This is a genomic window from Nocardiopsis sp. NPDC058789 (genome assembly GCF_042745575.1).
GTDB classification, from domain to species: Bacteria; Actinomycetota; Actinomycetes; order Streptosporangiales; family Streptosporangiaceae; genus Nocardiopsis; species Nocardiopsis eucommiae.
Genome location: NZ_JBHYOW010000009.1, coordinates 16,094 through 40,881 on the forward strand (window position 1 = coordinate 16,094; position 24,788 = coordinate 40,881).

Below are 24,788 nucleotides of genomic sequence, written 5' to 3' on the forward strand. Positions count from 1 at the left end.
ACTGTTCCAGCGCGGGATCAAGTTAGGTAAGGCTCACTTTGCCAAGGTAAGCATAACCTCAACTCCATTCCCCAGGTCCCGCGGGTGCCGGACACCGTCCGACCGCCCGCACGAACGCGAAGGCCCCCGATGCAAGCAGCGGTATCCCTCCGTGGGTTCCTCCCCTCCCTGGCCGCCGTCGCCGCAGCGACGGTCCTGTCCACCGCCCTGCCCGAGACGGCGCTCGCCGCCCCGACCGAAGAACCCGTCCCGCCCCGGACCACCTCCGTCGACCGCACCGAGGGGCTCGATCCCCGGGGTGACACCGTCACGGTGACCGGGACCGGGCACGACCCCGGCAGCCGGATCGAGATCACCACCCGGGCCGTGCCCGCCGAGGCCGCACCGGCCGCGGACCCTGGAGCGACCGCCGTCCTGGACGACGAGAACGCCGTCCTGGTCGAGGTCGACGAGCACGGCCGGTTCGGCACGGATCTCTCCCTCGCGGCCGCGTTCGCGGCCGAGGCCGGACTCGACTCCGCCGAGGACGTCTTCGAGATCGTCCTGACCGAGGTCGCCGGGGCTCCGACCCCCGAGGCGACCGTCCCGGAGACACCCGAACCCTCCGCTCCCGGCTCCCCGGAGCCCGGGGACGACACCGGGCCGGACGCCCGGGACGGGGAGACGACCGAGGTCGTCTCGGCCCCCGGCCCCGGGCGGAGTGCGCCGGTGACCGCCCCGGCGCGGCCCCGGAGCGCCCCCGTCGTCGGCGTGGTCCCCGTGAGCTTCGCCGCGCCCGCCGCACCGGCGGCACCGCGCGCCCAGCCCCAGGCCCCGGCGTCCGTCCCGGCGCCCGCCGCCCCCCGGCCCCAGTCCGCGCCGCAGACCCTGCCCCGGACCCCGGGCGCACCGACCCTCACGGTCTCCAGGACCAGCGGGCTCGATCCCTCCGGCGAGAGGGTGACCGTGACCGGAACGGGCTACGACACCGCCAAGGGCGTCTACGTCGCCCTCTGCGACACCGCTAACGCCAGCTCCACCCAGGCGCCCAGCCCGTGTATCGGCGGCGTGGACATGGAGGGCGAGGGCGGCGCCTCCGTCTGGGTCTCCAGCAACCCGCCGCCCTACGGCGAGGGCCTGGCCACCCCCTACACCGGTAGCGGTACCGACGGCGGGTTCACCGTCGAACTCACGGTCAAGGGGTCCGACGAGCACACCGACTGCCTCTCCGCCGCCACGGACTGCGCCGTCGTGACCCGCAACGACCACACCCGCTCCAGCGACCGGGGCCAGGACGTGTTCGTCCCGGTGACGTTCAGCGGGCAGACCGGTGATCCCGGAGCGACCAGCGGGAACGGCGGGAACGGCGGCGCGTCCGGGAACGGCGGCGCGTCCGGGGACGGGGCGACCGGTTCCGGGAACACCGGCGGAACCGCGGCCTCCGGCTCGGGCGGCGCGGGTTCCGGTGGGGCCTCGGGAGGCGGCGCCGGTCCGCTCGCCACGACCGGCTCCTCCCTGGCCGGCCTGGTCCTGGCCGCGGCCGTGGCCGTCCTGGCCGGTGCGGTGGCGCTGTTCGCCGCGCGCCGCCGTGGCTCCACCCCGACCCCGCTCCCGACGACCACCTAGGCACGCTCCGGGCCGGGATCGACCCCCCGGTCTCCTCGGCCCGACTGACCACGTTCTCCCTCAGCGGTCCCACCAGCACCCGCTCAGCCCTCGGGTCCGCTGCCCCACTGCCCGCCCGGAACCGGTGCGCGACCGGAACCGGCACCCGTCCATCCCCCGAGTCGACAGGAACAGTCACCCCATGAGCACCACATCCACGAGAGCGGGAGGGGCGGACGCACTCCGTCGCCCCCTGCGCTCCCTCCTCTCCCTCACCGGAGCGGCCGCCCTCGGCGCCTCGCTCACCCTGGCCGCCGCACCGGCGCTGGCCGACGAGGCCCCCGTCTCCGTCACCCAGGGTTCCGCCACCTGGGGCGTCAAGCAGTCCTTCCGCAACTACGTCTCCAGTCCCATCGCCCACGGCGGCTACGAGGCGGTCGACGGCGCCACCCGCAACACCGACGGCACCCTGGACTTCCCCACCGCCAGCGGCACCGTCTCCAAGGAGGACTCCTCCGGCGAGGTGAGCTTCTCCGGCGGGGCGGTCTTCACCGGCCACGACTACGGCCGGGGCCCCGTCCTGGAGATCCGCGTGGCTGACCCCCGCGTGGAGTTCGACGGCCAGGGCGCGGCCACCGTCCACGCGGACGTCACCAGCCGCGAGTTCGCGGGCGCCGACCCGTCACTGCCCCCGGGCGACCTCGTCGAGTACGGGGAGGTCGCGGTCGCGGAGCTGACCGGCGCCGAGATCGGTGTCGACGGTGACGTGGTCACCTTCACCTCCGAGGCCGGGACCCTGCACGCCGACGCCGTGGAGCCCTTCGCCAGCTTCTACGCGGCGGGCGACCCCATGGACCCGCTGTCCTTCACCACGGAGGTGGTCGAAACCACCGACCCGACCGATCCCGAGGGCCCCGAGGAGCCCGTCCTCGACCCCGAGGTACGGGTCAGCCCGACCAGTGACCTCGACCCCGAGGGTCAGACCGTCCGGGTGGACGGCACCGGATTCCGCCCCGGGGCGGGCGTGTACGTGGCGCTGACCGGCATCGCCCGGTCGGACACCGCGTATCCGCAGCACTGGTACGGGAGCGGCGTGTGGCTGCGTGAGGGCACCGCGCCCGACGCGGACGGCGCGTTCGGCACCGACCTCGACGTCGTCGGCGCCTTCGAGAAGGGCGGCACCGCCTACGACTGCCTGGAGGTCCAGTGCTACGTGGCGGTGTTCAACGACCGCAACGACCTGGACAACCGCGACCAGGACGTGTGGACCCCCGTCTCCTTCGCCACCGCCGACGACGGCGGGGACGATGACGGGGACGACGGCGGCGAGACCCCCCAGGGCGACCTGACCGTGTACAACGGCCGCGCCGACTGGGGTGTGAAGGAGTCCTTCCGCACCTACATCGAGGGGAACATCGCCAAGGGCACCATCCGCACCGAGGACGGCGCCAGCCGCAACGAGGACGGCACGTTCGCCTTCACCGACGGCACGGGCAGCGTGAACCTGGAGGAGGAGGTCGCGGAGATCGACTTCGCCGGGACCGTGCTGTTCGAGGGCCACGTCCACGGTGGCGCCGATCCCCTGCTGCACATGACGGTCTCCGACCCCCGGGTCGAGATCGACGGTGACACGGGCACACTCTACGCGGACGTGGTCAGCAAGTCCCTCACCGACGAGGAGCTCGTCACCTACGACGACGTGGCCTTCGCCGAGCTGGACCTGACCGGCGTCGGGCACGAGCTGGACGAGGGCGTCCTGTCCTGGGACCCGATCCCGGCCACCCTGACCGCCGACGGCGTCCCCGCCTTCGCTGACTTCTACGGCGCGGGCGAGGCGCTCGACCCGATCACCCTCACCGTGAGCGTGGACGAGGACGTCCAGGTACCCGGCGGCGGTACCGGCGGTGGCGACGGCGGGACCGCGCCGACCCCCGGACCGACGCCCGGTCCCGGTGAGGGCGGCGGCAAGCCGGGCCTGCCCAACACCGGTGTGGCCCTGACCGGCCTCCTGGTCGCCGCGGGGGTCGCGGTGGCCGCGGGCGGCACCGCGCTGGTCGCCACCCGCCGACGGGCGGGCGCCGCGGCCTGATCCCCGGGGGCTCCCACCCCGGACTGCACGAAGGGCCCCGGCTCACCCCGTGGGGTGGGTCAGGGCCCTTCCGCGTACCGGCCACGAGGGGCCGTCACTTCATCATGTCCTCGTACGCCTTCTTGCAGTCGGGGCACACGGGGAACTTCTTCGGGTCCCGGTTGGGCACCCAGACCTTGCCGCACAGCGCGATCACCGGGTCGCCGGTCACCGCGCTCTGGGTGATCTTGTCCTTCTGCACGTAGTGGGCGAACCGTTCCCGGTCGCCGTCGTCGTGCGAGATGTCCGGCCTGGTCTCGCTGTCCGGAAGAACCTTGTTCAGGACATCCATCGACATCGTCCTCACACCTTTCAACGTCCGTCTACCACGGTATAGGGTGACGCGCCCCACTTCGAAGCCCGCGGCAAACCGCTCAGTTCATGGTGGGATCGTCAGGATAGGTGGACAACAGGGCCATCTCGCCACCTTGGCGGCGCAGCACCCGCGACCACAGTGTCTCCGGGGAGCCCCCGAAGAGGTCGTCGGCGAGGGTGTCCACCACGTACCAGGCACCCTCCGCGACCTCCCCCGCCAGCTGCCCCGCACCCCATCCGGCGTACCCGGCGAACACCCGCAGGGAAACCAGGGCCGCGCCCAGGACCTCGGTGGGGGCCTCCAGGTCCACCAGGCCCACGCCGGCCAGCTCCGGGCCCGGCCCGACCCCCTCCAACGGGGCCCAGCCCGGTGGCGCCTCGTCCGGGGACGCGGTGCCGAGGGCGATCCCCGAGTCGGTGCCGACCGGCCCGCCCGAGAACATCACCCGGGGCGCGCTCGCGTAGGCGCCCCAGTCGGTCACCACCTCGTCCACCGGCAGCTCCAGCGGACGGTTGAGGATGACCCCGAGGCTGCCGTCCTCGGCGTCGTCCACGACGAAGACCACCGATCGGCGGAAGGAGTCCTCCTGGAGGAGGGGGGCGGCCACCAGCAGGCGCCCGGTCAGTGTCGACTGGTCCATGCTCCACACCTACCCGGAAAACCGGCCCGGTGGTCGCCCTTCGCCCGGGCCGGTCGCCGAACGGCTACTCGGCCTGGCCGCGCTGGGCCACCTCGCGCACGGCGGTGGCCACGTGGGTGGACAGGTCCGCGTGGAACACGCTCGGAATGATGTAGTTCGGGCCCAGCTCGTCCTCGGTGACGACGTCGGCCAGGGCCTCGGCGGCGGCGACCATCATGTCGGAGGTGACGTGGTGGCTCTGGGCGTCCAGCAGGCCCCGGAAGAAACCGGGGAAGACCAGGACGTTGTTGATCTGGTTGGGGTAGTCGCTGCGGCCGGTGGCGACCACGCCCGCGTGCAGGTGGGCGACCTCGGGGTCGACCTCGGGGTCGGGGTTGGCCAGCGCGAAGATGATCGAGTCCTCGTTCATCTCCGCGATGTCGTCGCCGCCCAGCAGGTTCGGTGCGGAGACGCCGATGAAGACGTCGGCCCCGGCCACGGAACCCTTGAGGTCGCCGCTGTAGCCCTCGGGGTTGGTGTTCTCCGCGATCCAGCGCAGGTTGTCGTCCAGGTTGTCGCGGCCCGCGTGCACGGCGCCGTGGACGTCGCTGACGATGATGTCGCGCGCACCGGCGTGCATGAGCAGCTTGAGGATGGCGGTACCGGCCGCGCCCGCGCCGGACATGGCGATGCGGACCTCGGAGAGCTTCTTGTTGACCACGCGCAGGGCGTTGCGCAGGGCGGCGAGCACGACGATCGCGGTGCCGTGCTGGTCGTCGTGGAAGACGGGGATGTCGAGGAGCTCACGCAGCCGGGCCTCGACCTCGAAGCAGCGCGGGGCGGAGATGTCCTCCAGGTTGATCCCGCCGAAGCCGGGGGCCAGCAGCTGGACGGTGCGGACGATCTCGTCGACGTCCTGGGTGTCCAGGGCGATGGGCCACGCGTCGATGTCAGCGAAGCGTTTGAACAGGGCGGCCTTGCCCTCCATGACGGGCATGGCGGCCTCGGGGCCGATGTTCCCCAGGCCGAGGACGGCCGAGCCGTCCGTGACCACGGCGACGCTGTTGCGCTTGATGGTCAGGCGGCGGGCGTCGTCCTTGTTGGCGGCGATGGCCTGGGAGACGCGCGCGACACCGGGGGTGTAGGCCATCGAGAGCTCGTCGCGGTTGCGCAGCGGCACCTTGGACTTCATCTCGATCTTGCCGCCGAGGTGCATGAGGAAGGTGCGGTCGCTGACCTTGTGGACCACGACCCCCTCGACCCCGCCGAGGGCGTCGACGATGGCCTGGGCGTGATCGGTGTCGCGGGCGGCGCAGGTGACGTCGATACGGATGCGCTCGTGCCCAGCGGCCGCCACGTCCAGGGCGGTGATCATGCCGCCGACCTGCTCCACCGCGTTGGTGAGGCTGCCGACCGCGCTGCCTCCGGCGTCCAGTTCGAGGCGGACGGTGATGGAGTACGAAACGCTGGGAAGGGTGGCCACGTATTGCTCCTTGGCTTTTGCTGATGTCATGCGTCCGCGGGGCACACCGGCGGCCCCTCCCGTGGACGTACGGACCGACGTCGGGACTCCTCCACCGGGGGATCGGGCGCACGGCCTGCACTCCGTGGCCGGACCCGGTGGAGCCTCGTCGGCGCCTGCGCGCCGATCGGACCCGGGTCCGTGACGGTTGCGCTTCCCGCCGTGGAACACCCGGTCATCGGGCGTCCGGCGCGGGCCTCGGTTGCCGGGCGGGGGCGGTACTTGGGATCCCACAACCGAGTCGCCTCACCTTACCCGAGTCAAGCGGGTAACGTCAGCACAAGGTGACAATTAACGCCTTCGGAAAAAATCGCATTAATTCCGAGGATTTCCCGGGGGTCTCAGGCCCGCGCGCGGTCGGTGGCGGCGCGCACCACCACGTCCGCGCAGGCGTCCGTGGAGAGCGCCGTGGAGTCGACCACCAGGTGGTAGAGGCCGGGGTCGGCCGCGTCGGTGCGGTAGAAGCGGCGCACGTAGGCCGCGCGGGCGCGGTCGTTGTCGTCCAACAGCCGGAGCGTGGGCGGGTTCGCGCCCCAGGCCTCTCCACCGAACCCCTCCGGGTCGCCCCTCTCCCACAGGCTCCGCGCCCTGCGCAGGCGGGCCTGCCGGTCCCCGTCGAGGCGTACGTGCAGCGCGCCGGGGTGGTCGGCCAGGACCACGGCCGCGGCCCGCCCCAGGACCACACCGCCGGTCCCGGCGACGTCGCGGATCACCCGTTCGGTCTGCTCGACGAACTCGTGGTCGTAGAGGAGGCGCCCCTCGTCGTCGGTGGTGCCGATGAATCCGGTGTCCACACTGCCGAGGGTGACCGTGGGCAGGCGGGCGGCGCTGGCGAGCAGCCGCTCGAACCCGCCGGGGGCGCGGTCGTCGCGTTGGAGCACCTCGTCCAGGGAGCAGCCAATCTCGGCCGCCACCGCGCTGGGGACCGCGCGGTCGAGGAAGGGGACGTGGAGGCGGGCGGCGACGGCGGGGCCGACCACACTGCCGCCCGCGCCGAAGGTCGCGGAGATCGTGACCACGGGCACCGCCGCGTTGTTCGTCATGGAACACCTGCCGGGTTCGCCGAACGGAACTTCTCCCCAGCTTCTACCCTGCGACGGGGTCGCTATCCCCCCATCTTCAAATCGGTAAATACGCACCGATTTACCACCCTTAGTGACACAGAGGGAGGAAAACCCCATAAAGAAACCGGCCCCGGGACTCCCGGGGCCGGTCGCGACGTCCTAGAACAGGGCCGAGGTGAGCTTGCGGCGGGCCGCGTTCACCCTCGGGTCACCCGCGGGCAGCAGGTCGAAGAGGGAGATCAGGTGCCCGCGCACCCGGTCGCGGTCGTCGTCCGACGTCCGCCGGACCGTCTCGACGAGCCGGTCGAAGGCGGCCTCGTACTCCCCGCCGTAGACCTCGATGTCCGCGACGGTGATCTGCGCGTCCACGTTCGCGGGGTCCTCGTCCGCGGTCCGCCGCACGGCGGGGCCGTCCACGTCCTGGAGTCGGCCGACGAGGCGGACCTGGGCGAGGTTGGCCCTGAGGTCGACGTTCCTGGGGTCGTCCTCCAGGGCCTTCTCGAAGACCGCCGCCGCGGCCTCGAAGTCCCCGCTCTCCAGGGCGGCCTGGGCCCGCGCGGCCACCGGGTCCTCCTGGGGGACGGGCTCGGACTCCTCGGGGAGGTCGGAGGGGTCGCCGTCCACCGTGCCGGGGTGACCGGGGGGCAGCATGCCCTGCTGGGCGAGCGCGCCGAACACCTGGGTGAGGGCGTCGCGCAGCTGCTCCTCGTTGGCGGGACCCTGCATCAGGGGCATCACCTGCCCCTGGACCGCGATGATGATCGTGGGGGTCCCGGACACGCGCAGCGCCTGCACCAGCTGCGGGCTCGCGTCACCGTCGATCTTGGCCAGGAGCCAGTTGCCGCCGGAGCCCTGGGAGAGCTTGTCGAGGGCCGCCTCGACCTGCTTGGACTGCTCGGACCAGCTCGCCAGAACCGCCATCACGACCGGGGCGGCCATCGACCGTTCCAGCACCTGCTGGAAGTTGGACTCGTCGGCGTTGACGGAGTAGGGGTTGGTTCGACCGGCCGACACCTCGGCACGCTGCTTGGCCTCACGCTCCAAGGCCGCCTTGCGCGCCCCGAGGTCAACCGCACTGTTCGGTGAAAAGTCCGAAGGCTGCATGTTCCCTATCCTGCCGCATCCCGGAGCGGTCCGAGGACCGCCCCGGGATCTCTCAGCCACGAGCGGAGAGGAGGCCCGATTCAGAACTGCGGGTCCTCCGTGTAGGTGCCGAACTCCTCGCCCATCGTGGCGCAGATCTCTCCGAGGGTGGCCTCGGCGCGGGCGGCGTCCATGATGAGCGGGATGAGGTTGCCGTCGTCGGCCCGGACCCCCTCCAGGAGACGGGCCAGGGCGCGGTCCACGGCGTCCCTGTCGCGGTGGGCGCGGCGCTCGGTGAGGGCGCGCTTCTGTTCGTGCTCGACCTCGTGGCTGATCTTGAGGATGTCGAGTTCGCCGGAGACGGTGTTGGTGTGGCAGTTGACACCGACGATGCGCTTGTCGCCCTTCTCCAGGGCCTGCTGGTACTGGAAGGCGGACTCCGCGATCTCGGAGCTGAAGTAGCCGTTCCCGATTCCGGCGAGGATGCCCGAGGTCATCGGGCCGATGGCGTGTTCGGCGTCCTCTCCCCCGCCCATGCGGAGGATCTGCTCGAAGATCCGCTCCGCCTCGGCCTCGATCTCGTCGGTGAGGGCCTCCACGTACCAGGAGCCGCCGAGCGGGTCGGCGACGTTGACCACGCCCGTCTCCTCCATGAGGACCTGCTGGGTGCGCAGGGCGATCTCGGCGGACTGCTCGGTGGGCAGGGCCAGGGTCTCGTCGAGCGCGTTGGTGTGCAGCGAGTTGGTGCCGCCGAGCACGGCGGAGAGCGCCTCGACGGCGGTGCGCACCACGTTGTTGTAGGGCTGCTGCGCGGTGAGGGAGACACCGGCGGTCTGGGTGTGGAACCGCAGCCACTGGGCCTTCTCGGTCTTCGCGCCGTAGGTGTCGCGGATCCAGCGGGCCCAGATGCGGCGGGCGGCGCGGAACTTGGCGATCTCCTCGAAGAAGTCGATGTGGGCGTCGAAGAAGAAGGAGAGCCCGGGGGCGAAGCGGTCGATGTCCAGGCCCCGGGACAGACCGAGCTCCACGTAGCCGAACCCGTCGGCCAGGGTGTAGGCGAGCTCCTGCGCGGCCGTGGCCCCCGCCTCACGGATGTGGTAACCGGAGACGGAGAGCGGTTTGAAGGCCGGGATGTGCTCCGCGCAGTACTCCATCAGGTCACCGATGAGGCGCAGGTGGGGCTCGGGCGGGTACAGCCACTCCTTCTGGGCGATGTACTCCTTGAAGATGTCGGTCTGGAGCGTGCCGTTGAGGCCGCCGATGTCGACGCCCTGGCGTTCGGCCGCGACCAGGTACATGCAGAAGGCCGGGATGGCCGGCCCGCTGATGGTCATGGACGTGGTGGTCTCACCGAGCGGGATCCCGTCGAAGAGCAGGTCCATGTCGGAGACCGAGTCGATGGCGACCCCGCAGTGCCCGACCTCTCCGAGGGCGTGGGGCGAGTCGGAGTCGTGGCCCATGAGGGTGGGCATGTCGAAGGCGACCGAGAGCCCCCCGCCGCCCTGGGCGAGGATCATCTTGTAGCGCTCGTTGGTCTGCGTGGCGTTGCCGAACCCGGCGAACTGGCGGATGGTCCAGGCGCGCCCCCGGTAGCCGGTGGGGTACAGGCCGCGGGTGTAGGGGTACTCGCCGGGCCAGCCGACGCGCTCGAACCCGGGGACCTCCGCACCGGGCCGGGGCCCGTAGACGGGCGCGAGGGGGCGGCCGGACAGCGAGGTGAAGTCGGCGTCGCGCTTGCGCGCCGCGTCGTACCGGCGCTGCCAGCGGTCGCGTCCGGCCTCGATCTCCTGGGCCCCGCCGCCGCTGGGCTCTCCTGTGGTGTTCGCCATAGGAAGATAGTAGGACGTCCAACTATATATGTACAGACACGGAGCCCCCGGCGCGCGAACGCCGGCGAACGGCCCGGTCAGCCCCGGTCGGCGGCCCCGGCCACGGGGGCGGGGAAGTCACCGAAGTCCACCCGGAGCCGGGTGAGCGCCTCGTGCATGCCCCACAGCTCCTCACCGGAGTAGCAGCCCAGGCCGAAGTCCATGCCGAGGAGCGCCTGGGTGGCCTCCTCCGTGACCTCGCGCCCGGCCTCGGTGATCTCCGCCAGGACTCCGCGCCCGTCGCTCGGGTTGGGGAGGCGGACCACCAGGCCCTGCCCCTCCAGCCGGTCGATGGTGTTGGTGACGCTGGTGGGGTGCACCATCAGGCGCTCACCGATCTTGCCCAACGGCAACGAACCGGAGGAGCTGAAGGTGAGCAGGACCAGCGCCTCGTACCGGGCGAAGGTCAGGCCGAACGGCTTGAGAGTGCCGTCCAGCTCACCGATGAGGATCTGCTGCGCGCGCATGAGGGAGGTGACCGCCGCCATGGCGGGCGAGGCACCCCATCTCTCACTCCAGTTGTCGTGAGCGCGTTCGATCGGGTCGAACGGAAGGTTCAAAGGGTTTCCCACGCCGTCACTCTAACGGCGCTCCCCCGCCCTCCGACCCCGAGCGGAAGGCGGTCCGCCCGCCCTCGTCCGGCACCGCACGCCTCGGACCCACCCGGCTGCACGATCGACCGGGGAGGGCAAGGGGGTTCCTCTGGCCGGAAGGGGACAGGCGGGCCATTCGGTACTGGTCCGGTACCCCAACTCGGAAAAGCCGTTCCGGGGCGGGGCGGACGCCTTCCCCGCGTAGGAAAGGCGAAGAAATCCGGCGTACGCTCATTGACTCCGGGAAAACTATTAGTTAACTTTCCTAAAAATTGGTTTCCCCACTTCAGAGGCGCTATGGCTCGCTCGCCACCGTCCTTGGAACCCCTCACTCGGATTCGACGCACCTCCACTCCGCAAGGACTCCTTCCGCCGCCGGAGCTCCCACTCCCCCGCGGTTCCCTCCCCCACTCCTCCCCCAATGGAGACCCCTCCGTGAGAGCACGCCATCTGAGAAACCGGCTCGCCGCGTTGGCCGCCGCACTGCTGGTCGCACCCCTTCTGTCCGCCGCCCCGGCTGCCGCCGCACCGGGCGAGCTGTCCGTCACCTACGTCGAGACGTCCCGGTGGGACAGCGGCTACGGCGGACAGATCACCATCCGGAACGAGACCACCACCGACCTCACCGACTGGTCGGTCAGCTTCGAGACCCCCGCCGGGGTCCGGATCACCAGCCTGTGGAACGCCGTCCACACCACGAGCGGCGCCACCCACACCCTCACCCCGCCGTCGTGGGGCGCCACGGTCCCCGCGAACGGCTCGTACCAGATCGGCTTCAACGGCACCCACGGCGGCGGGGAGACCACGCCCGTCAACTGCACGGTGAACGGCGCCTCCTGTTCCGGCGGAACCACCGAGCCCGACACGGAGGCCCCCTCCACGCCCGGTGGACTGACCGTCGGAGAGATCACCTCGAACACCGTCGCCCTGACCTGGGACGCGGCCACGGACAACGTCGCCGTCGCGGGTTACGAGATCGTCTCCGACGGCCAGGTCGTGCGTTCCGTCGGCGCGGACACGCTGACCGCCACGGTCGGCGGCCTGGCGCCCCTGACGCGGTACGACTTCACGGTCCGGGCGTTCGACACCTCCAACAACCGAGGCGTCGAGAGCACGGCGGTCACCGCCACCACTCTGGAGGGGGCAGGCACCTCACCGACCGGCGAGCGCCGCGTCGCCTACTTCACCCAGTGGGGCATCTACGACCGCGGCTACCTGGTGCGCGACCTGGAGACCTCCGGCACGGCCGCGAAACTCACCCACATCAACTACTCGTTCGGCAACGTCAACGCCAACGGCGAGTGCTTCATGGCGAACCAGCTCGGCCAGGGCGACGCCTGGGCCGACTACGGCCGCTCGTTCCGCGCGGACGAGAGCGTGGACGGGGTCGCGGACACCTGGAACCAGGACCTGCGCGGGAACTTCAACCAGCTGCGCAAGCTCAAGGAGACGTACCCAGACCTCAAGGTCCACATCTCCCTCGGCGGCTGGACGTGGTCCGAGCACTTCTCGGACGCGGCCCTGACCCCCGAGTCACGCCAGCGGATGGTCAGCTCGTGCGTGGACCAGTTCCTGCGCGGCAACCTGCCCCTGTTCGACGGCGCGGGCGGCCCGGGCGCGGCGGCGGGCGTCTTCGACGGCGTCGACCTCGACTGGGAGTGGCCCGGAAGCGCCGGGCACGAGCACAACGTCGTCCGTCCCGAGGACCGGGAGAACTTCACCGCCCTCGTCCAGGAGTTCCGCACCCAACTGGACGCCCTGGGTGCCGAGACCGGTCGGCCCTACGAGCTGACCGCGTTCCTGCCCGCCGACCCGGAGAAGGTCGAGGCCGGCTTCCAGATGGACCGGCTCATGCCCCACTTCGACTTCGTCACGGTGCAGGGGTACGACTTCCACGGCGCCTGGGAGAACGCCACCGCCCACCAGTCCAACACGGTGTTCGACGTCGACGACCCCAGCCCGCGACGGTTCTCCAGCGAGATCGCCGTCCAGGAGTACGTCAGCCGGGGCGTCGACCCCGCCGACATGGTCCTCGGGCTGCCCTTCTACAGCCGCGGATGGACGGGGGTCGCCCCCGGGCCGAACGGGAACGGCCTCTTCCAGAGCGCGACGGGCCCGGCTCCGGGCACCTACGAGCAGGGCATCGACGACTGGAAGGTGGTCAGGGACCTGCCGGGCTTCACCCTGCACAGGGACGACGCCCTGGGCACGGCCTGGCTCTACGACGGCACCACCTTCTGGACCTTCGACGACGAGATCGCGCTGACCCAGAAGACCGACTGGGCGCAGACCCAGGGCCTGGGCGGGGTGATGATCTGGTCGATCGACGGTGACGACGCGAACGGCACCCTGATGGCCGCCGTGGACGCCGCGCTGGCCTCGTAGCCCCACTCCACCCACCTCAGAAGCAGGAGTCCCGACTCACCGAGTCGGGGCTCCTACCTTTTCGTGGCACACGGCGTCAAGAGCTGTCCGTGGCCACAAGGGGACACTTCTCCTCGCACCGAACTGGTCCGGCCCGTCAACTCGGCAGACTCGTCGAACCGACCGGTCGGCGCCCAGGGAATCCGACGAGGTCGGGGAAAACTTCGCGGCGGGGCGTTGACGGGGGCCGTAATTATTAGTTAAGTTTCCTAAAAATTTATCCCCCCACGTCAGGGACGCGGACAGCACCCAAAGCCCTGGCACCCTCCCCCCAGGAGAACTCGCGACGTGAGCTCACGACGACTCAGAAACCACCTCTCGGTGGCGGCCGCCGCCGCGCTGGTGGCGCCACTCGCCCTCTTCGCCCCGCCCGTGGCCGCCGAGAGCGCCGAGCCCTCCGACCTCCGGGTGACCTACGTCGAGTCGGCCCGGTGGGACAGCGGCTACACCGGCGAGATCACCGTCCACAACACCTCCGGGGCGGACCTGACCGACTGGACACTGGAGTTCGACCTCCCCGACGGCAGCCGCGTCCACGAGCTGTGGAACGCCTCCCTCTCCGGCACCGCCCAGGACGGCTACACCGTGACCCCGCCGCGCTGGGGCGCCGCGATCCCCGCCGGTGGCAGCTACCGGTTCGGGTTCAACGGCGTCCACACCGGCGGCAACAGCCACCTCCTCGGCTGCACCGTCAACGGCGCCCCCTGCGCGGGAGAGCCCGACCAGGGGCCCGAGCACGGCAGCCGCAGCATCGCCTACTTCACCCAGTGGGGCGTCGAGGAGCGCGGCTACACCGTCCGCGACCTCGTCGACTCGGGCAGCGCCGAGAAGCTCACGCACATCAACTACGCGTTCGGCAACGTGGGCCCCGACGGCGAGTGCTTCATGACCAACGAGCCCGAACAGGGCGACGCCCGCGCCGACTACGGCCGGGCCGTCCCCGCCTCGGAGAGCGTCGACGGCGCCGCCGACGGCCCCGGCCAGCCCCTGCGGGGCAACTTCAACCAGATCCGCAAGCTGAAGGAGCAGTACCCCAACCTGATCGTCAACATCTCGTTGGGCGGCTGGAACTGGTCGAAGCACTTCTCCGACGCCGCGCTCACCCCCGAGTCCCGTGAGCGGCTGGTCAGCTCCTGTGTCGACCTGTACCTGAAGGGCGACCTGCCGGTCATCGACGGGGCCGGCGGCGAGGGCGTCGGTTACGGCGTCTTCGACGGCATCGACCTCGACTGGGAGTGGCCCGCCTCCGACGGCAACCCGCACAACGTGGTCCGCCCCGAGGACCGGGAGAACTTCACCGCCCTGGTCCAGGAGTTCCGCGACCAGCTGGACGAGCTCGGCGCGGAGACCGACCGCCACTACGAGATCAGCTCGTTCATGCCCGCCGGTCCGTGGCGCATCGACACCGGCTTCGAGCTGGACGAGATCATGCCCAACATGGACTTCGTGACCGTCCAGGGCTACGACTACCACGGCACCTGGGAGTCGGTCACCAACCACCAGTCGAACCTGGCGCCGGACCCGCGCGACCCGGGCGACGTCATCTCCACGCAGACCACCATCCAGGCCTACCTCGACCGCGGCGTCGACCCGGACAAGCTGGTCCTGGGTGTGCCCTTCTACGGTCAGGGCTGGACCGGTGTGGAACCGGGCCCCGACGGCGACGGGCTCTTCCAGCCCGCGACGGGCCCAGCCCCCGGCACCTACGCCGACGGCAGCGAGGAGTACCGCAACCTCAAGGAGCTCTCCGGCTACGAGCTGTTCCGTGACAACGACCTCGGCACGGCCTGGCTCTACGACGGCGAGACCTTCTGGACCTACGACGACGAGACCGCCATGACCCAGAAGACCGACTGGGTGACGGAGAACGGCCTCGGCGGCGTCATGATCTGGTCCATCGACGGCGACGACGGCGACGGCAGCCTCATGGCCGCCATCGACTCGGCGCTCGGCGGATAGGACCGAGGACCCCCGCCTCCGGTCCAGGCCGGTGGCGGGAACCAGCGGCGTCGGTGCTCTGATCCGGGGAGCACCGCCGCCAGGCCGGGGTGGACCGACGTGCGACGGTCCACCCCGGCCGCCCCCTTTTCCGGGGCGTCGCCCCAGGGGCTACTCCCCCGTGGTGGCGCCGAGCTCCTTCAGGAGCAGGTCGGCGGCGGCGTACGGATCGCGCTCACCCGTCGCGACCTCCCCGGCCAGCTCGTCCAGGCCGTGCTCCGAGCCCACACCGCCCATCCGGGCGCGCAGCAGGTCCAGCACGATCGCCTCCACCTCGTCGCGGGCTCGCCGGCGGCGCCGCGACACGAGCTCGCCGGAGGCCTCCAGGTGGGCGTGGTGCTCCTCCACCCGCGCCCAGAGCTCGTCGATCCCCTCGTCCTTCGCCGCCACCGTCATGACGATCGGCGGCTTCCACTCGTCGTCCGAACGGTCCTTCATCGCGATCATCTGGCGCAGCTCCCGCAGGGTCGCCTTGGCGCCGTCGCGGTCCGCCTTGTTCACCGCGAACACGTCGGCCACCTCCAGGACCCCGGCCTTGGCGGCCTGGACCCCGTCGCCCATCCCGGGGGCGCTCAGCACCACCGTGGTGTCGGCCAGACCGGCGATCTCCACCTCGGCCTGGCCCACTCCGACCGTCTCCACGAGGATCACGTCGAACCCGGCCGCGTCCAGGACCCGCAGCGCGTGCGGGGTCGCCCAGGTCAGCCCGCCCAGGTGCCCCCGGTTGGCCACCGACCTGATGTACACGCCCGCGTCCGTGGCGTGTTCCTGCATCCGCACCCGGTCCCCGAGCAGCGCGCCGCCGGTGAAGGGCGAGGAGGGGTCCACCGCCAGGACCGCGGCCGACAGGCCCCGGGCGCGCACCGCGCGCACCACGGCGTTGGTGGTGGTGGACTTCCCCACCCCGGGCGAACCGGTGAACCCGACCACGCGGGCCCGGCCGGTGTGGGGCGCCAGCCCCGCCATGATCTCGCGCAGTTCGGCGGCACCGTTCTCGACCAGGGTGATGGCGCGGGCCAGCGCCCGGCGGTCACCCCCGCGAACCCGATCGACCAACTGGGGGGCGTTCATGCGACTCCTCGACTTCGACCCGCGGACATGTGTCGGGGCGGGGGCCCAGTGCCCCCGCCCCGTACGATCTCACCCCGGACCGGCCCGCGCACGGACCGGGTCGGTACTACTCCCCGGGCACCGTGAACAGCAGGGCGTCGCCCTGGCCACCGCCGCCGCACAGGGCGGCCGCGCCGAGCCCGCCGCCGCGACGGCGCAGCTCGTGGATCAGGTGCAGGGCGATGCGCGCCCCGGAGGCGCCGATCGGGTGACCGATCGCGATGGCGCCGCCGTCGACGTTGACGATGTCCTCCGAGACGCCGAGGTCCTTGGTGGACTGGATACCGACCGCCGCGAAGGCCTCGTTGATCTCGATGAGGTCCAGGTCCCCGACCTCCTTGCCCGCCTTGGTGAGCGCGTGCCTGATGGCGTTGGAGGGCTGGGAGTGCAGGGAGTTGTCCGGACCGGCGACGTTCCCGTGCGCGCCGATCTCGGCGAGGATCGGGACACCCAGCTCGTCGGCCTTCTCCCGGCTCATCACGACCACGGCGGCGGCGCCGTCGGAGATCTGCGAGGAGGATCCGGCGGTGATGGTGCCGTCGCTGTCGAAGGCGGGACGCAGCCGGGCCAGGCTCTCGACGGTGGTGTCGGGTCGGACCCCCTCGTCGTGCGCGAACACGACCGGGTCGCCCTTGCGCTGCGGGATCTCCACGGGGACGATCTCCGCGTCGAACCGGCCCTGCTCGGCGGCGGCCGCCGCGCGCTGGTGGGACCGGGCCGCGAAGGCGTCCTGCTCGGGGCGCTCGATACCGAGCTTGCCGTTGTGGCGCTCGGTGGAGGCCCCCATCGAGTCACCCTCGAAGGCGTCGGTGAGCCCGTCGTGCGCGGTGGCGTCCAGGACCTCGACGGAGCCGTACTTGTAGCCCTTACGGGACTTGGGGAGCAGGTGGGGGGCGTTGGTCATGGACTCCATGCCGCCCGCGACGACGACGTCGAACTCGCCCGCCCGGACGAGCTGGTCGGCCAGGGCGATGGCGTCCAGGCCGGAGAGGCAGACCTTGTTGATGGTCACGGACGGGACGTCCATGGGGATGCCCGCCTTGACGGCGGCCTGACGGGAGGGGATCTGACCGGCGCCCGCCTGGAGCACCTGTCCCATGACCACGTATCCGACCTGGTCACCACTGATCCCGGCGCGCTCCAGGGCGGCCTTGATCGCGAAGCCCCCCAGGTCGGCGGCGGAGAAACCGGCGAGGGAGCCGAGGAGACGGCCGGTCGGGGTGCGGGCCCCACCGACGATGACGGAACCGGGCATCTGACTGGCCTCCAGGTGATGAGTGTCGCAGTTGGTCTGCAACGATACCCACACAGGTCCCAGCGACGTTCGGGAGGTTCGCCAGTGAGTGACACACCCATCCCCACCGGCCCATTCGGCGGTCTGACCCGGTTGGACCACGTGGGGATCGCCTGCCGCGACCTCGACGCGTCCGTCGAGTTCTACCGGAGCACCTACGGCTTCGAGGTGGAGCACGAGGAGGTCAACGAGGAACAGGGCGTCCGTGAGGCCATGCTCCGAATCAACGGCACGGACGACGGCGGCGCGACGTATCTGCAACTCCTGGAGCCCACACGGGAGGACTCCCCCGTGGCGAAGTTTCTGGCCCGCAACGGCGAGGGCGTGCACCACATCGCCTTCGGCACCGGCGACGTGGCCGCCAGCGCGGCGGGTATCGGGGAGCGCGGCGTGCGTGTGCTGGACGACGAGCCCCGGTCGGGCACGGCGGGCTCCCGGATCGTGTTCCTGCACCCGAAGGACTGCGGCGGCGTCCTCACCGAGTTGGTGCAGAGCGCCCACTAGCGCCATGCTGAGGGAAGCGGCCGACCGATTCACGTCACGGGGACGTTCCGGACTCATCACAGCTTGAGCTCCCGAGGTGCGGTTGACCACCCACCCCGCCGGAAGTTACCCGAAACCCCCTTCCCAGGGGTGTCACGCTTGATAAAGTCGGCTAGCTGCCGGATCCGCTTTCCGGCGTTGGTCCATGTCTTGCAGTCCGGTCAGTGAGCCGGGACGGTCGCACCCGGGTGTCCACCAGCGCCCAGGCGTCCGTCGGAGGCGGTCAGGGTCATTTCTGGAACCCCACCAATCCGCCCGCGCCCCGGCCACCCCGGCGACAACCCCGTCCACCGGGGGCACAGCAGCCGCCCTCCCGTCGCCCCCGGCGGTTCGCACGTAGCCGTCTCGTACCCGTTCAGGATTCCGCCACATGTCGTCAAACAACATTGACACCCAGCTCAACAACATCTTCGACGAGGACAACACCCCGCCAGAGTTCGACGTGGTGCTGCGTGGCTTTGACCGCACCCAGGTGCAGGACTACCTGGACGGGCTGCGCAACGAGGTCAAGCAGTCCAACAAGCAGCTCGAGAAGGCCAAGTCCGAGCTGAACGCCAAGAACCGCCAGCTCCAGGAGCGCGAGCGCCCCTCCTACTCCGGTCTGGGCTCGCGCATCGAGGAACTGCTCCGCCTCGCCGAGGAGCAGGCCAACGAACTGGTGCAGAGCGCCCAGATCGACGCCAACGACATCCGGTCGGCCGCCCAGATCGAGGCCGCCGAGATGCGTGCCGCCGCCGAATCGGAGGCCACCGAGGTCCGCACGCTGGCCCAGCGTGAGGCCGACGAGCAGCGCCAGGCCGCCGAGACCGAGGCGGAGGAGATCAGCACCACCGCCCGCCGCGAGGCCGACGAGCTGGCCTCGACCACCGAGCGCGAGGTGCAGAAGAAGCGCTCGGCCGTCGACCACGAGATCGCGGAGAAGCGCGCCACCTTCGAGGGCGAGATCGCGAAGCTGCGCACCACCACCGAGCGCGAGTGCGCCCAGGCCCGGGCCGCCGCCAAGCGTGAGCGCGACGAGACGATCCAGTCGGCCAAGAGCCAGGCCGAGGAGCTGCGCAAGAACGCCGAGCGGGCCTACGCCGAGTCCGAGGCGCGCCGCACCGAGACCGAGGACCAGTTCGAGCTTCAGCTGGCCGACCGCCGCGCCGAGGCCGAGCGTCAGGACGCGGAGCGTCTGGCCGCCGCCCAGGCCGCCACGCAGAAGATGGTCAACGAGGCCGAGGAGCGCGCCTCCAGCGCCGAGCAGCGGGCCACCAAGGCCAGCCAGCAGGCCGAGCAGACCCGCCGCGACGCCGAGAACCACGCCAAGCAGCTGGTCAGCAACGCCAAGAAGAACGCCGGTCAGATCGAGACCGAGGCCAAGTCCAAGGCCGACCACCAGCTGAGCGACGCCAAGTCCGAGGCCAACCGGATCATGACGGCCGCCAAGAAGGAGGTCGACGAGCTCAACCGCCAGCGGGACAGCATCCAGTCGCACCTCCAGCAGCTGCGTCAGCTGCTCGGTGGTGGCGGTGGCGCCCCCGCCGCTCCGGCCGCTCCCGCCGCGATCCAGCAGGAGGCCCCGGCCGCTCCCGCCGCCCCCGTGGCGGAGGAGCCGAAGCAGCCCGCGCACTCCGGCAAGGGCTCCGACGACGAGGACTGGTGGCAGGAGTAACGACCGGCCTCGGCTGAGTCGTCCTGACATGACGAAGGGCCCGGCCCCGGGGGTTCACCCCGGGACCGGGCCCTTCGTCATGCCCCTCAACCACAGCCGTGAGTCCCGCCCTGGCACCCTCACCACAGGCGTGAGCCCCGCCCACCCGTCCCCTCAACCACAGCCGTGAGTGCTGCCCTCACACCCCCTCCACAAGGGGGTGCCCGTTCGGGCGCCGCCAGGGTTCTGCAAGACGAGTCAAGCCGCCAGCGAGGAACGAGCCAGGCACAGACGAGGATGAAGAATCCCTGGCTTCTTGGGCGCCCGAACACGGGCCGAAGCGAAGCGGAGGCCCCAAGCAAACACGTCTGAACCCCAACCACAACCACGAGCCCCACCCACACACCCGCACCACAAGGGGGTGCCCGTTCGGGCGCCGGGGCGCCGGGGCGTCCGGCGTTCAGCGGACACCGTGCAGAGGGAACCGAGCCGCCGGCCTCAGCCACAGGCGTGAGCGCTACCTGCACGCCTCACCACAGGAGGGCGCCCGAACACGGGCCGAAGCGAAGCGGAGGCCCAGGACTACGGAGTGTCCTTCTCCCACGGCCCGTCCCACTCCGTCGGCAGCGGGTACGCCTCCGGGTTGACCCGCTTCACGACCTCGTCGAGGACACGGCGCACGTAGGGTTCGCCCACCCACAGGTGCTTGGCTCCGTCGACACCGATGATCTCGGCCTGGGTGAGGGGCGCGAAGCGTTCGCGGGCCTCGTCGGGCCTCAGGTAGTCGTCGTGTTCGGGGACCAGGGCCACCACGGGCTTGCCGGAGTCGGCCCACACCCGCATGTCGGACTCGTCGGCGCGGTGGAGCGGCGGGGAGAGCAGCAGCGCGCCCCTGATCTGCGGGTCGCAGCCCCACTTGAGGGCCAGTTCGGTGCCGAACGACCAACCCAGCAGCCAGGGTGCGGGCAGGTCCTCGAACTCGGTGAACTCGATGGCGGCCATGACGTCGTGCTGTTCGGTCTCGCCCTCTCCGAACTCGCCCTGGCTGGTGCCGTGGCGGGAGGTGGTGCCGCGGGTGTTGAAGCGCAGCACGGCGACGTTGGCGAGCGCGGGGAGCCGGAAGGACGCCTTGCGCAGGACGTGGCTGTCCATCATGCCCTCGGCGGTGGGCAGCGGGTGCAGACAGACGAGGGTGGCGACGGGCCTGCGCCCTTCGGGCAGGGCCAGTTCCCCGACCAGCTCCAGCCCGTCGGCGGTGTGCAGGGTGATGGGCCGTCGGACGGCGGGCAGCACCGTGGTGGCGCGGATCTCCATGGGTCCTCTTCGTCAGGTCAGTGTCTGGGGGCCCTGGGCGAGCGGTGGGTGCGCCGGTCCCAGCAGGAGGTGTGCCAGTGCCGCCGGTCACCGCCGTCGCCGTACGGGCGCCAGGCGACGACGTGGGGCATCCCGGCGGGGATCTCCTGGGCGCAGCCGGGGCAGCGGTAGACCTTGGTGGCGGCCGCGCCGCTGATCCGGCGCGTGACCCACTCGCCGTCGGGTCCGGTCTCCCGGCGTTGCCCTCCGGTGACGCGCAGCATGAGCGCGTCGTCGTCCGGGGGGCCTCCGGGGGTGTTCTTGCCCCGGGCGGTCTTGCGGCGGGGGCTGTTACGGCGCGGGCTCACCCTCCAAGGGTAGGAGAGAAAGAACAGTGGCCGCCGTCACACTGGCGTGACGGCGGCCGAGGTCCCCGGGGACGCCGCATCAACCGAGAGCATCCACGGAACCGCCCTAGTGGCAGGCGCAGCCGCCGTGCGGGGCGCTCTCCTCGGTGTCGGGGAGCTGGTCCATGAGCAGCGGGGCGGGCACGGCGATGGTGGTGAGGCCGTACTCGGCCATGGCCACGAGCGTGGTGATGACGGACTCCGCGCCGCGCTCCTCCAGGAGCTCGGTGGGGCCCTTCGGGTAGCCGCAGCCGAACCGCATGGCGGTGTCGACGTCCTTGGCGGAGGCGTAGCCGTCTCCGACCATCCGCAGGGCGTCGTCGATCTGCGGCGCGATGAGCATCTCGCCCAGGTCGAGGGTCTCCTCCTCGCGCACCATCTCGGCGAGGCGGCCGGTGGGGCGGGGCTCGGGGGCCTCGTCACCGGAACCGTAGAAGCCCTGGCCGGTCTTGCGGCCGAGGCGGCCCGCGGCGACCATGCGGCGGATGAGCGGCGAGGCGGCGTAGCGGGGGTCCCGGAACTCGTCCCAGAGGACGTCCATGACGGCGAGGCACACGTCCAGGCCGACGAGGTCGGCGAGGGCGAGCGGGCCCATCGGAAGGCCGGCGGCCTTCTTCGCGGACTCGTCGATCTCCTCGCGGGTGGCGATCCGGCGCTCGTAGAGCCGCACGGCGTCGTTGATGTAGGGCACCAGCAGGGCGTTGGCGACGAACCCGCCGCGGTCGGCCACCGCGATGGGGGTCTTGCCGACGCGCTTGGCGACCTCGGTCACGATGTCGGCGGTCTCGGCGCTGGTGGAGACGGTGGTGATGACCTCGGCCAGCTTCATCACCGGGGCCGGGTTGAAGAAGTGCAGGCCGACGACCTTCTCGGGGCGGTCGGTCAGCGCCGCGATCTCGGTGACCGAGAGCGAGGAGGTGTTGGTCGCCAGGATCGTGCCGGGCGGGCAGATCCGGTCGAGGTCTCCGAACACGTCGCGCTTGATGTCCATGCGCTCGGGAACGGCCTCGACGACGAAGTCGGCGTCCGCGAGGTCCTCGCGGGACGTGCTGAACGTGAGGCGGGCGTCGATCTCCGAGCGCTCCCCCTCGGTGATCTTGCCCTTGCTCACCGCGCGCGAGAGGGACTTGTCCACGTGGCCACGGCCGCGGTCGAGGGCGGCCTGGTCGATCTCGACCCCGACGACGTGGAACCCGGCCCTGGCGAACACCTCAGCGATGCCCGCACCCATCGTGCCCAGTCCTACGACGCCGACCTTGTCAAATTCCTGCACCATGGGCCCCAGCCTAGACCTCCCGGGGGCCCCGACCGCGCACCGGGACCAGATCTTTACTACTGCCCGGTAACGCGTCCGTCCCGGCCAGGGGCCACGGCGAGGGCCAGCGCGGAGAAGACGGCGCTCACCGCGAACACGGCGGGCAGCCCCGCGAGCGTGATCACGGCGGCCATCAGTACGGGGGTGAGGGTGGTGCTGACCGACTGGAGCCAGTTCTGCACGGCCAGCGCCCGCCCGGCCCAGGCGGTACCGGCGATCTCCGCGACTGAGAGGAAGGTGAGGCCGTTGTGCCACATGGTCAGGACCAGGCAGACCAGGACCAGGGGGACCGCCGCCCCGCCCCAGACGTCCGGCAGGAAGGTGAGCAGGACCAGGGCCACTCCGGAGACCACGGCCAGCCACCGGACCGGACGCATGCGGTCGCCGGTCCGGTCCGACCAGGCGCCGAGGAGGAGCCGCCCCACCGCCCCGGGGATCTGCGCGGCGGCGACCACCGCTCCGGCCGAGGGCGGGCTCCACCCCTGTTCCTGGACCAGGTAGATCACCGTGTAGACCATCAGCGTGACCTGCGGGACCCCGAGGAGCATGCTCACGCCGTGCACCCGCCAGATCGCCCACCGGCGGTAGGGGGACTCCGTCCGGACCGGTGCGGCGGGGACCTCCGGGGAGCCGGTCTCCCGAACGGTCTCCGGCGGGGCCGAGGGCGTCGCCAGCACCAGCGGGACGGCGATCAGAGCGAGCCCCGCCGGGAGCGTCATCGCCCCGACGAAACCCCACGCGTCCGCCGCCCGGGGCAGCACCAGGGCGGCCAGCCCCACGCCCAGGGGCAGGGCGGACTGGCGGATCCCCATCGCCAGTCCGCGTTCCCGGCGCGCGAACCAGGTCATGACCAGCCGCCCGCTGGCGGCGTTGACCGGACCGCCGACCGCCCCGGCCAGCAGCAGGACCACCGCCGCGCCCCACAGGTCCGTGACCGTCCACAGCAGCCCGAGCGCGCCCGCCGTGAGGAGCAGGCTCAGCGCCATGGTCGCCCGCTCCCCCGCACGGTCGATGACGACACCCCAGGCCAGGAGGGTGATCAGCAGCCCGAACGAGGGCAGGCCCGCCAGCATCCCCGCCTGTGCGGTGGAGACCCCGAAGGCCTCGCGCAGCTGCGGCAGCACGACCGGCACCCCGAACATCACCGAGACGCTGGCCACCTGAGCGACCATGCTGACCGACAGGACGACCCAACGATTGCGCACGAGCATCCCGCCAGCCTAGGGAGTGCCGCCGCCGTCGACCCCGCGCCCCCGTACGCCCCTCCCCTCGGAAGGGGGTTCGCGGGCGCGGCGGAGGCGGTAACGTGACGTCCCGTGCGTCTCGTCATCGCGCGGTGCAGTGTCGACTACGTCGGCCGACTCACCGCCCACCTGCCCATGGCTCCCCGCCTGATCCTGATCAAGGCCGACGGGAGCGTGTCCATCCACGCCGACGACCGGGCGTTCAAACCCCTGAACTGGATGAACCCGCCGTGCAAGCTCCGCGAGGAGGCGGTCGAGGACGGTCCCGACGTGTGGACGGTCACGCACAGCAAGTCCGGTGAGAAGCTCGTGCTGACCATCGAGGAGGTCATGCACGACTCCTCGCACGAACTCGGCAAGGACCCCGGCCTCCAGAAGGACGGCGTGGAGGCCCACCTCCAGGAACTGCTCGCCGAGCACATCACCACGCTGGGCGAGGGCTACACGCTCATCCGCCGCGAGTACCCGACCGCCATCGGTCCCGTGGACATCCTCTGCCGCGACGGGCAGAGCAACACCGTGGCCGTGGAGCTCAAGCGGCGCGGGGACATCGACGGCGTGGAGCAGCTCACCCGCTACCTCGAACTCCTCAACCGGGACCCCTCCCTCGCCCCGGTGACCGGTGTGTTCGCCGCCCAGGAGATCAAGCCCCAGGCGAAGGTCCTCGCGGAGGACCGGGGCATCGCCTGCGTGGTCCTCGACTACGACGAACTGCGCGGCATCGAGCCCGACACACTGCGCCTCTTCTGA

Annotated in this window: 20 protein-coding genes; 7 read left to right on the forward strand and 13 right to left on the reverse strand. The window is 71.3% G+C overall.

What is annotated here, in order from left to right:
• Window positions 1-129: 129 nt before the first annotated feature.
• Together ACFW3L_RS14935 and ACFW3L_RS14940 are read left to right on the forward strand one after the other, a co-directional pair.
• The gene (locus ACFW3L_RS14935) at window positions 130-1,605 is read left to right on the forward strand and encodes a cell wall protein (protein ID WP_378740543.1); all 1,476 of its coding nucleotides are present in this window, start codon (window positions 130-132) and stop codon (window positions 1,603-1,605) included.
• A gap of 181 nt (window positions 1,606-1,786) precedes the next feature.
• The gene (locus ACFW3L_RS14940) at window positions 1,787-3,673 is read left to right on the forward strand and encodes an HtaA domain-containing protein (protein WP_378740545.1); all 1,887 of its coding nucleotides are present in this window, start codon (window positions 1,787-1,789) and stop codon (window positions 3,671-3,673) included.
• 94 nt (window positions 3,674-3,767) lie between these two features.
• Here the strand turns inward: ACFW3L_RS14940 and ACFW3L_RS14945 are convergent, their stop codons facing one another.
• The 7 genes from ACFW3L_RS14945 to ACFW3L_RS14975 form a co-directional block, all read right to left on the reverse strand.
• Entirely contained in the window at window positions 3,768-4,010 is a 243-nt protein-coding gene (locus ACFW3L_RS14945; protein ID WP_357758318.1) for a DUF3039 domain-containing protein, read from the reverse strand.
• A gap of 76 nt (window positions 4,011-4,086) precedes the next feature.
• Entirely contained in the window at window positions 4,087-4,668 is a 582-nt protein-coding gene (locus ACFW3L_RS14950; RefSeq protein WP_378740547.1) for a YqgE/AlgH family protein, read from the reverse strand.
• Window positions 4,669-4,732: 64 nt separating this feature from the next.
• A complete protein-coding gene (locus ACFW3L_RS14955) occupies window positions 4,733-6,130 on the reverse strand; it encodes an NAD-dependent malic enzyme (protein WP_378740549.1) in 1,398 nt (465 codons plus the stop codon).
• Between the two features lie 380 nt (window positions 6,131-6,510).
• Complete coding sequence (locus ACFW3L_RS14960) at window positions 6,511-7,212, reverse strand: AAA family ATPase (protein WP_378740551.1); 702 nt, start codon at window positions 7,210-7,212, stop codon at window positions 6,511-6,513.
• Window positions 7,213-7,392: 180 nt separating this feature from the next.
• Window positions 7,393-8,337 carry a tetratricopeptide repeat protein gene (locus ACFW3L_RS14965; RefSeq protein ID WP_378740553.1) on the reverse strand — a complete coding sequence of 315 codons (945 nt, stop codon included), beginning with the start codon at window positions 8,335-8,337 and terminating at the stop codon, window positions 7,393-7,395.
• Window positions 8,338-8,417: 80 nt separating this feature from the next.
• A complete protein-coding gene (locus tag ACFW3L_RS14970; protein WP_378740555.1) occupies window positions 8,418-10,145 on the reverse strand; it encodes a methylmalonyl-CoA mutase in 1,728 nt (575 codons plus the stop codon).
• Window positions 10,146-10,222: 77 nt separating this feature from the next.
• Window positions 10,223-10,744 carry a MarR family winged helix-turn-helix transcriptional regulator gene (locus ACFW3L_RS14975; protein ID WP_378741013.1) on the reverse strand — a complete coding sequence of 174 codons (522 nt, stop codon included), beginning with the start codon at window positions 10,742-10,744 and terminating at the stop codon, window positions 10,223-10,225.
• Between the two features lie 468 nt (window positions 10,745-11,212).
• Between ACFW3L_RS14975 and ACFW3L_RS14980 the strand changes: the two genes are divergently transcribed.
• Together ACFW3L_RS14980 and ACFW3L_RS14985 are read left to right on the forward strand one after the other, a co-directional pair.
• The gene (locus ACFW3L_RS14980) at window positions 11,213-13,162 is read left to right on the forward strand and encodes a glycosyl hydrolase family 18 protein (RefSeq protein ID WP_378740557.1); all 1,950 of its coding nucleotides are present in this window, start codon (window positions 11,213-11,215) and stop codon (window positions 13,160-13,162) included.
• Between the two features lie 327 nt (window positions 13,163-13,489).
• Entirely contained in the window at window positions 13,490-15,160 is a 1,671-nt protein-coding gene (locus ACFW3L_RS14985; RefSeq protein WP_378740559.1) for a glycosyl hydrolase family 18 protein, read from the forward strand.
• A gap of 150 nt (window positions 15,161-15,310) precedes the next feature.
• On the opposite strand, the gene meaB is transcribed toward ACFW3L_RS14985, so the two are convergent.
• Window positions 15,311-16,270, reverse strand: coding sequence for a methylmalonyl Co-A mutase-associated GTPase MeaB (meaB, locus tag ACFW3L_RS14990; protein ID WP_378740561.1), 960 nt, complete (start codon window positions 16,268-16,270; stop codon window positions 15,311-15,313).
• 106 nt (window positions 16,271-16,376) lie between these two features.
• Window positions 16,377-17,564, reverse strand: a complete 1,188-nt coding sequence (locus ACFW3L_RS14995) for an acetyl-CoA C-acetyltransferase (protein ID WP_378740563.1) — start codon at window positions 17,562-17,564, stop codon at window positions 16,377-16,379.
• An 84-nt stretch (window positions 17,565-17,648) separates the two neighbouring features.
• Between ACFW3L_RS14995 and mce the strand changes: the two genes are divergently transcribed.
• Both mce and ACFW3L_RS15005 read left to right on the forward strand, forming a co-directional pair.
• On the forward strand, window positions 17,649-18,107 hold the full coding sequence (gene mce, locus ACFW3L_RS15000; RefSeq protein ID WP_378740565.1) for a methylmalonyl-CoA epimerase: 459 nt from the start codon (window positions 17,649-17,651) through the stop codon (window positions 18,105-18,107).
• 409 nt (window positions 18,108-18,516) lie between these two features.
• A complete protein-coding gene (locus tag ACFW3L_RS15005; protein ID WP_378740567.1) occupies window positions 18,517-19,800 on the forward strand; it encodes a DivIVA domain-containing protein in 1,284 nt (427 codons plus the stop codon).
• Window positions 19,801-20,361: 561 nt separating this feature from the next.
• Here the strand turns inward: ACFW3L_RS15005 and ACFW3L_RS15010 are convergent.
• The 4 genes from ACFW3L_RS15010 to ACFW3L_RS15025 form a co-directional block, all read right to left on the reverse strand.
• Window positions 20,362-21,093: an alpha/beta hydrolase gene (locus ACFW3L_RS15010; protein ID WP_378740569.1), complete on the reverse strand. Its 732-nt coding sequence runs from the start codon at window positions 21,091-21,093 to the stop codon at window positions 20,362-20,364.
• 17 nt (window positions 21,094-21,110) lie between these two features.
• The gene (locus ACFW3L_RS15015; protein WP_378740571.1) at window positions 21,111-21,440 is read right to left on the reverse strand and encodes an ATP/GTP-binding protein; all 330 of its coding nucleotides are present in this window, start codon (window positions 21,438-21,440) and stop codon (window positions 21,111-21,113) included.
• Between the two features lie 106 nt (window positions 21,441-21,546).
• Window positions 21,547-22,755 (reverse strand): 3-hydroxybutyryl-CoA dehydrogenase, encoded by a 1,209-nt coding sequence (locus ACFW3L_RS15020; protein WP_378740574.1) that lies wholly within the window; start codon window positions 22,753-22,755, stop codon window positions 21,547-21,549.
• Window positions 22,756-22,811: 56 nt separating this feature from the next.
• A complete protein-coding gene (locus tag ACFW3L_RS15025; protein ID WP_378740576.1) occupies window positions 22,812-24,005 on the reverse strand; it encodes an MFS transporter in 1,194 nt (397 codons plus the stop codon).
• Window positions 24,006-24,110: 105 nt separating this feature from the next.
• Here ACFW3L_RS15025 and nucS point away from each other — a divergent pair, with 105 nt between their 5' ends.
• Window positions 24,111-24,788: an endonuclease NucS gene (gene nucS, locus ACFW3L_RS15030; protein ID WP_378740578.1), complete on the forward strand. Its 678-nt coding sequence runs from the start codon at window positions 24,111-24,113 to the stop codon at window positions 24,786-24,788.

Coding starts and splice junctions, on each gene's coding strand:
- ACFW3L_RS15010 (WP_378740569.1), bottom strand. CDS start 21,093: ATGGAGATCCGCGCCACCACGGTGCTGCCCGCCGTCCGACGGCCCATC.
- ACFW3L_RS14940 (WP_378740545.1), top strand. CDS start 1,787: ATGAGCACCACATCCACGAGAGCGGGAGGGGCGGACGCACTCCGTCGC.
- ACFW3L_RS14960 (WP_378740551.1), bottom strand. CDS start 7,212: ATGACGAACAACGCGGCGGTGCCCGTGGTCACGATCTCCGCGACCTTC.
- ACFW3L_RS14965 (WP_378740553.1), bottom strand. CDS start 8,337: ATGCAGCCTTCGGACTTTTCACCGAACAGTGCGGTTGACCTCGGGGCG.
- ACFW3L_RS15005 (WP_378740567.1), top strand. CDS start 18,517: ATGTCGTCAAACAACATTGACACCCAGCTCAACAACATCTTCGACGAG.
- ACFW3L_RS15020 (WP_378740574.1), bottom strand. CDS start 22,755: ATGGTGCAGGAATTTGACAAGGTCGGCGTCGTAGGACTGGGCACGATG.
- meaB (WP_378740561.1), bottom strand. CDS start 16,270: ATGAACGCCCCCCAGTTGGTCGATCGGGTTCGCGGGGGTGACCGCCGG.
- ACFW3L_RS14950 (WP_378740547.1), bottom strand. CDS start 4,668: ATGGACCAGTCGACACTGACCGGGCGCCTGCTGGTGGCCGCCCCCCTC.
- ACFW3L_RS14935 (WP_378740543.1), top strand. CDS start 130: ATGCAAGCAGCGGTATCCCTCCGTGGGTTCCTCCCCTCCCTGGCCGCC.
- ACFW3L_RS14945 (WP_357758318.1), bottom strand. CDS start 4,010: ATGTCGATGGATGTCCTGAACAAGGTTCTTCCGGACAGCGAGACCAGG.
- ACFW3L_RS15025 (WP_378740576.1), bottom strand. CDS start 24,005: ATGCTCGTGCGCAATCGTTGGGTCGTCCTGTCGGTCAGCATGGTCGCT.
- ACFW3L_RS14970 (WP_378740555.1), bottom strand. CDS start 10,145: ATGGCGAACACCACAGGAGAGCCCAGCGGCGGCGGGGCCCAGGAGATC.
- ACFW3L_RS14995 (WP_378740563.1), bottom strand. CDS start 17,564: ATGCCCGGTTCCGTCATCGTCGGTGGGGCCCGCACCCCGACCGGCCGT.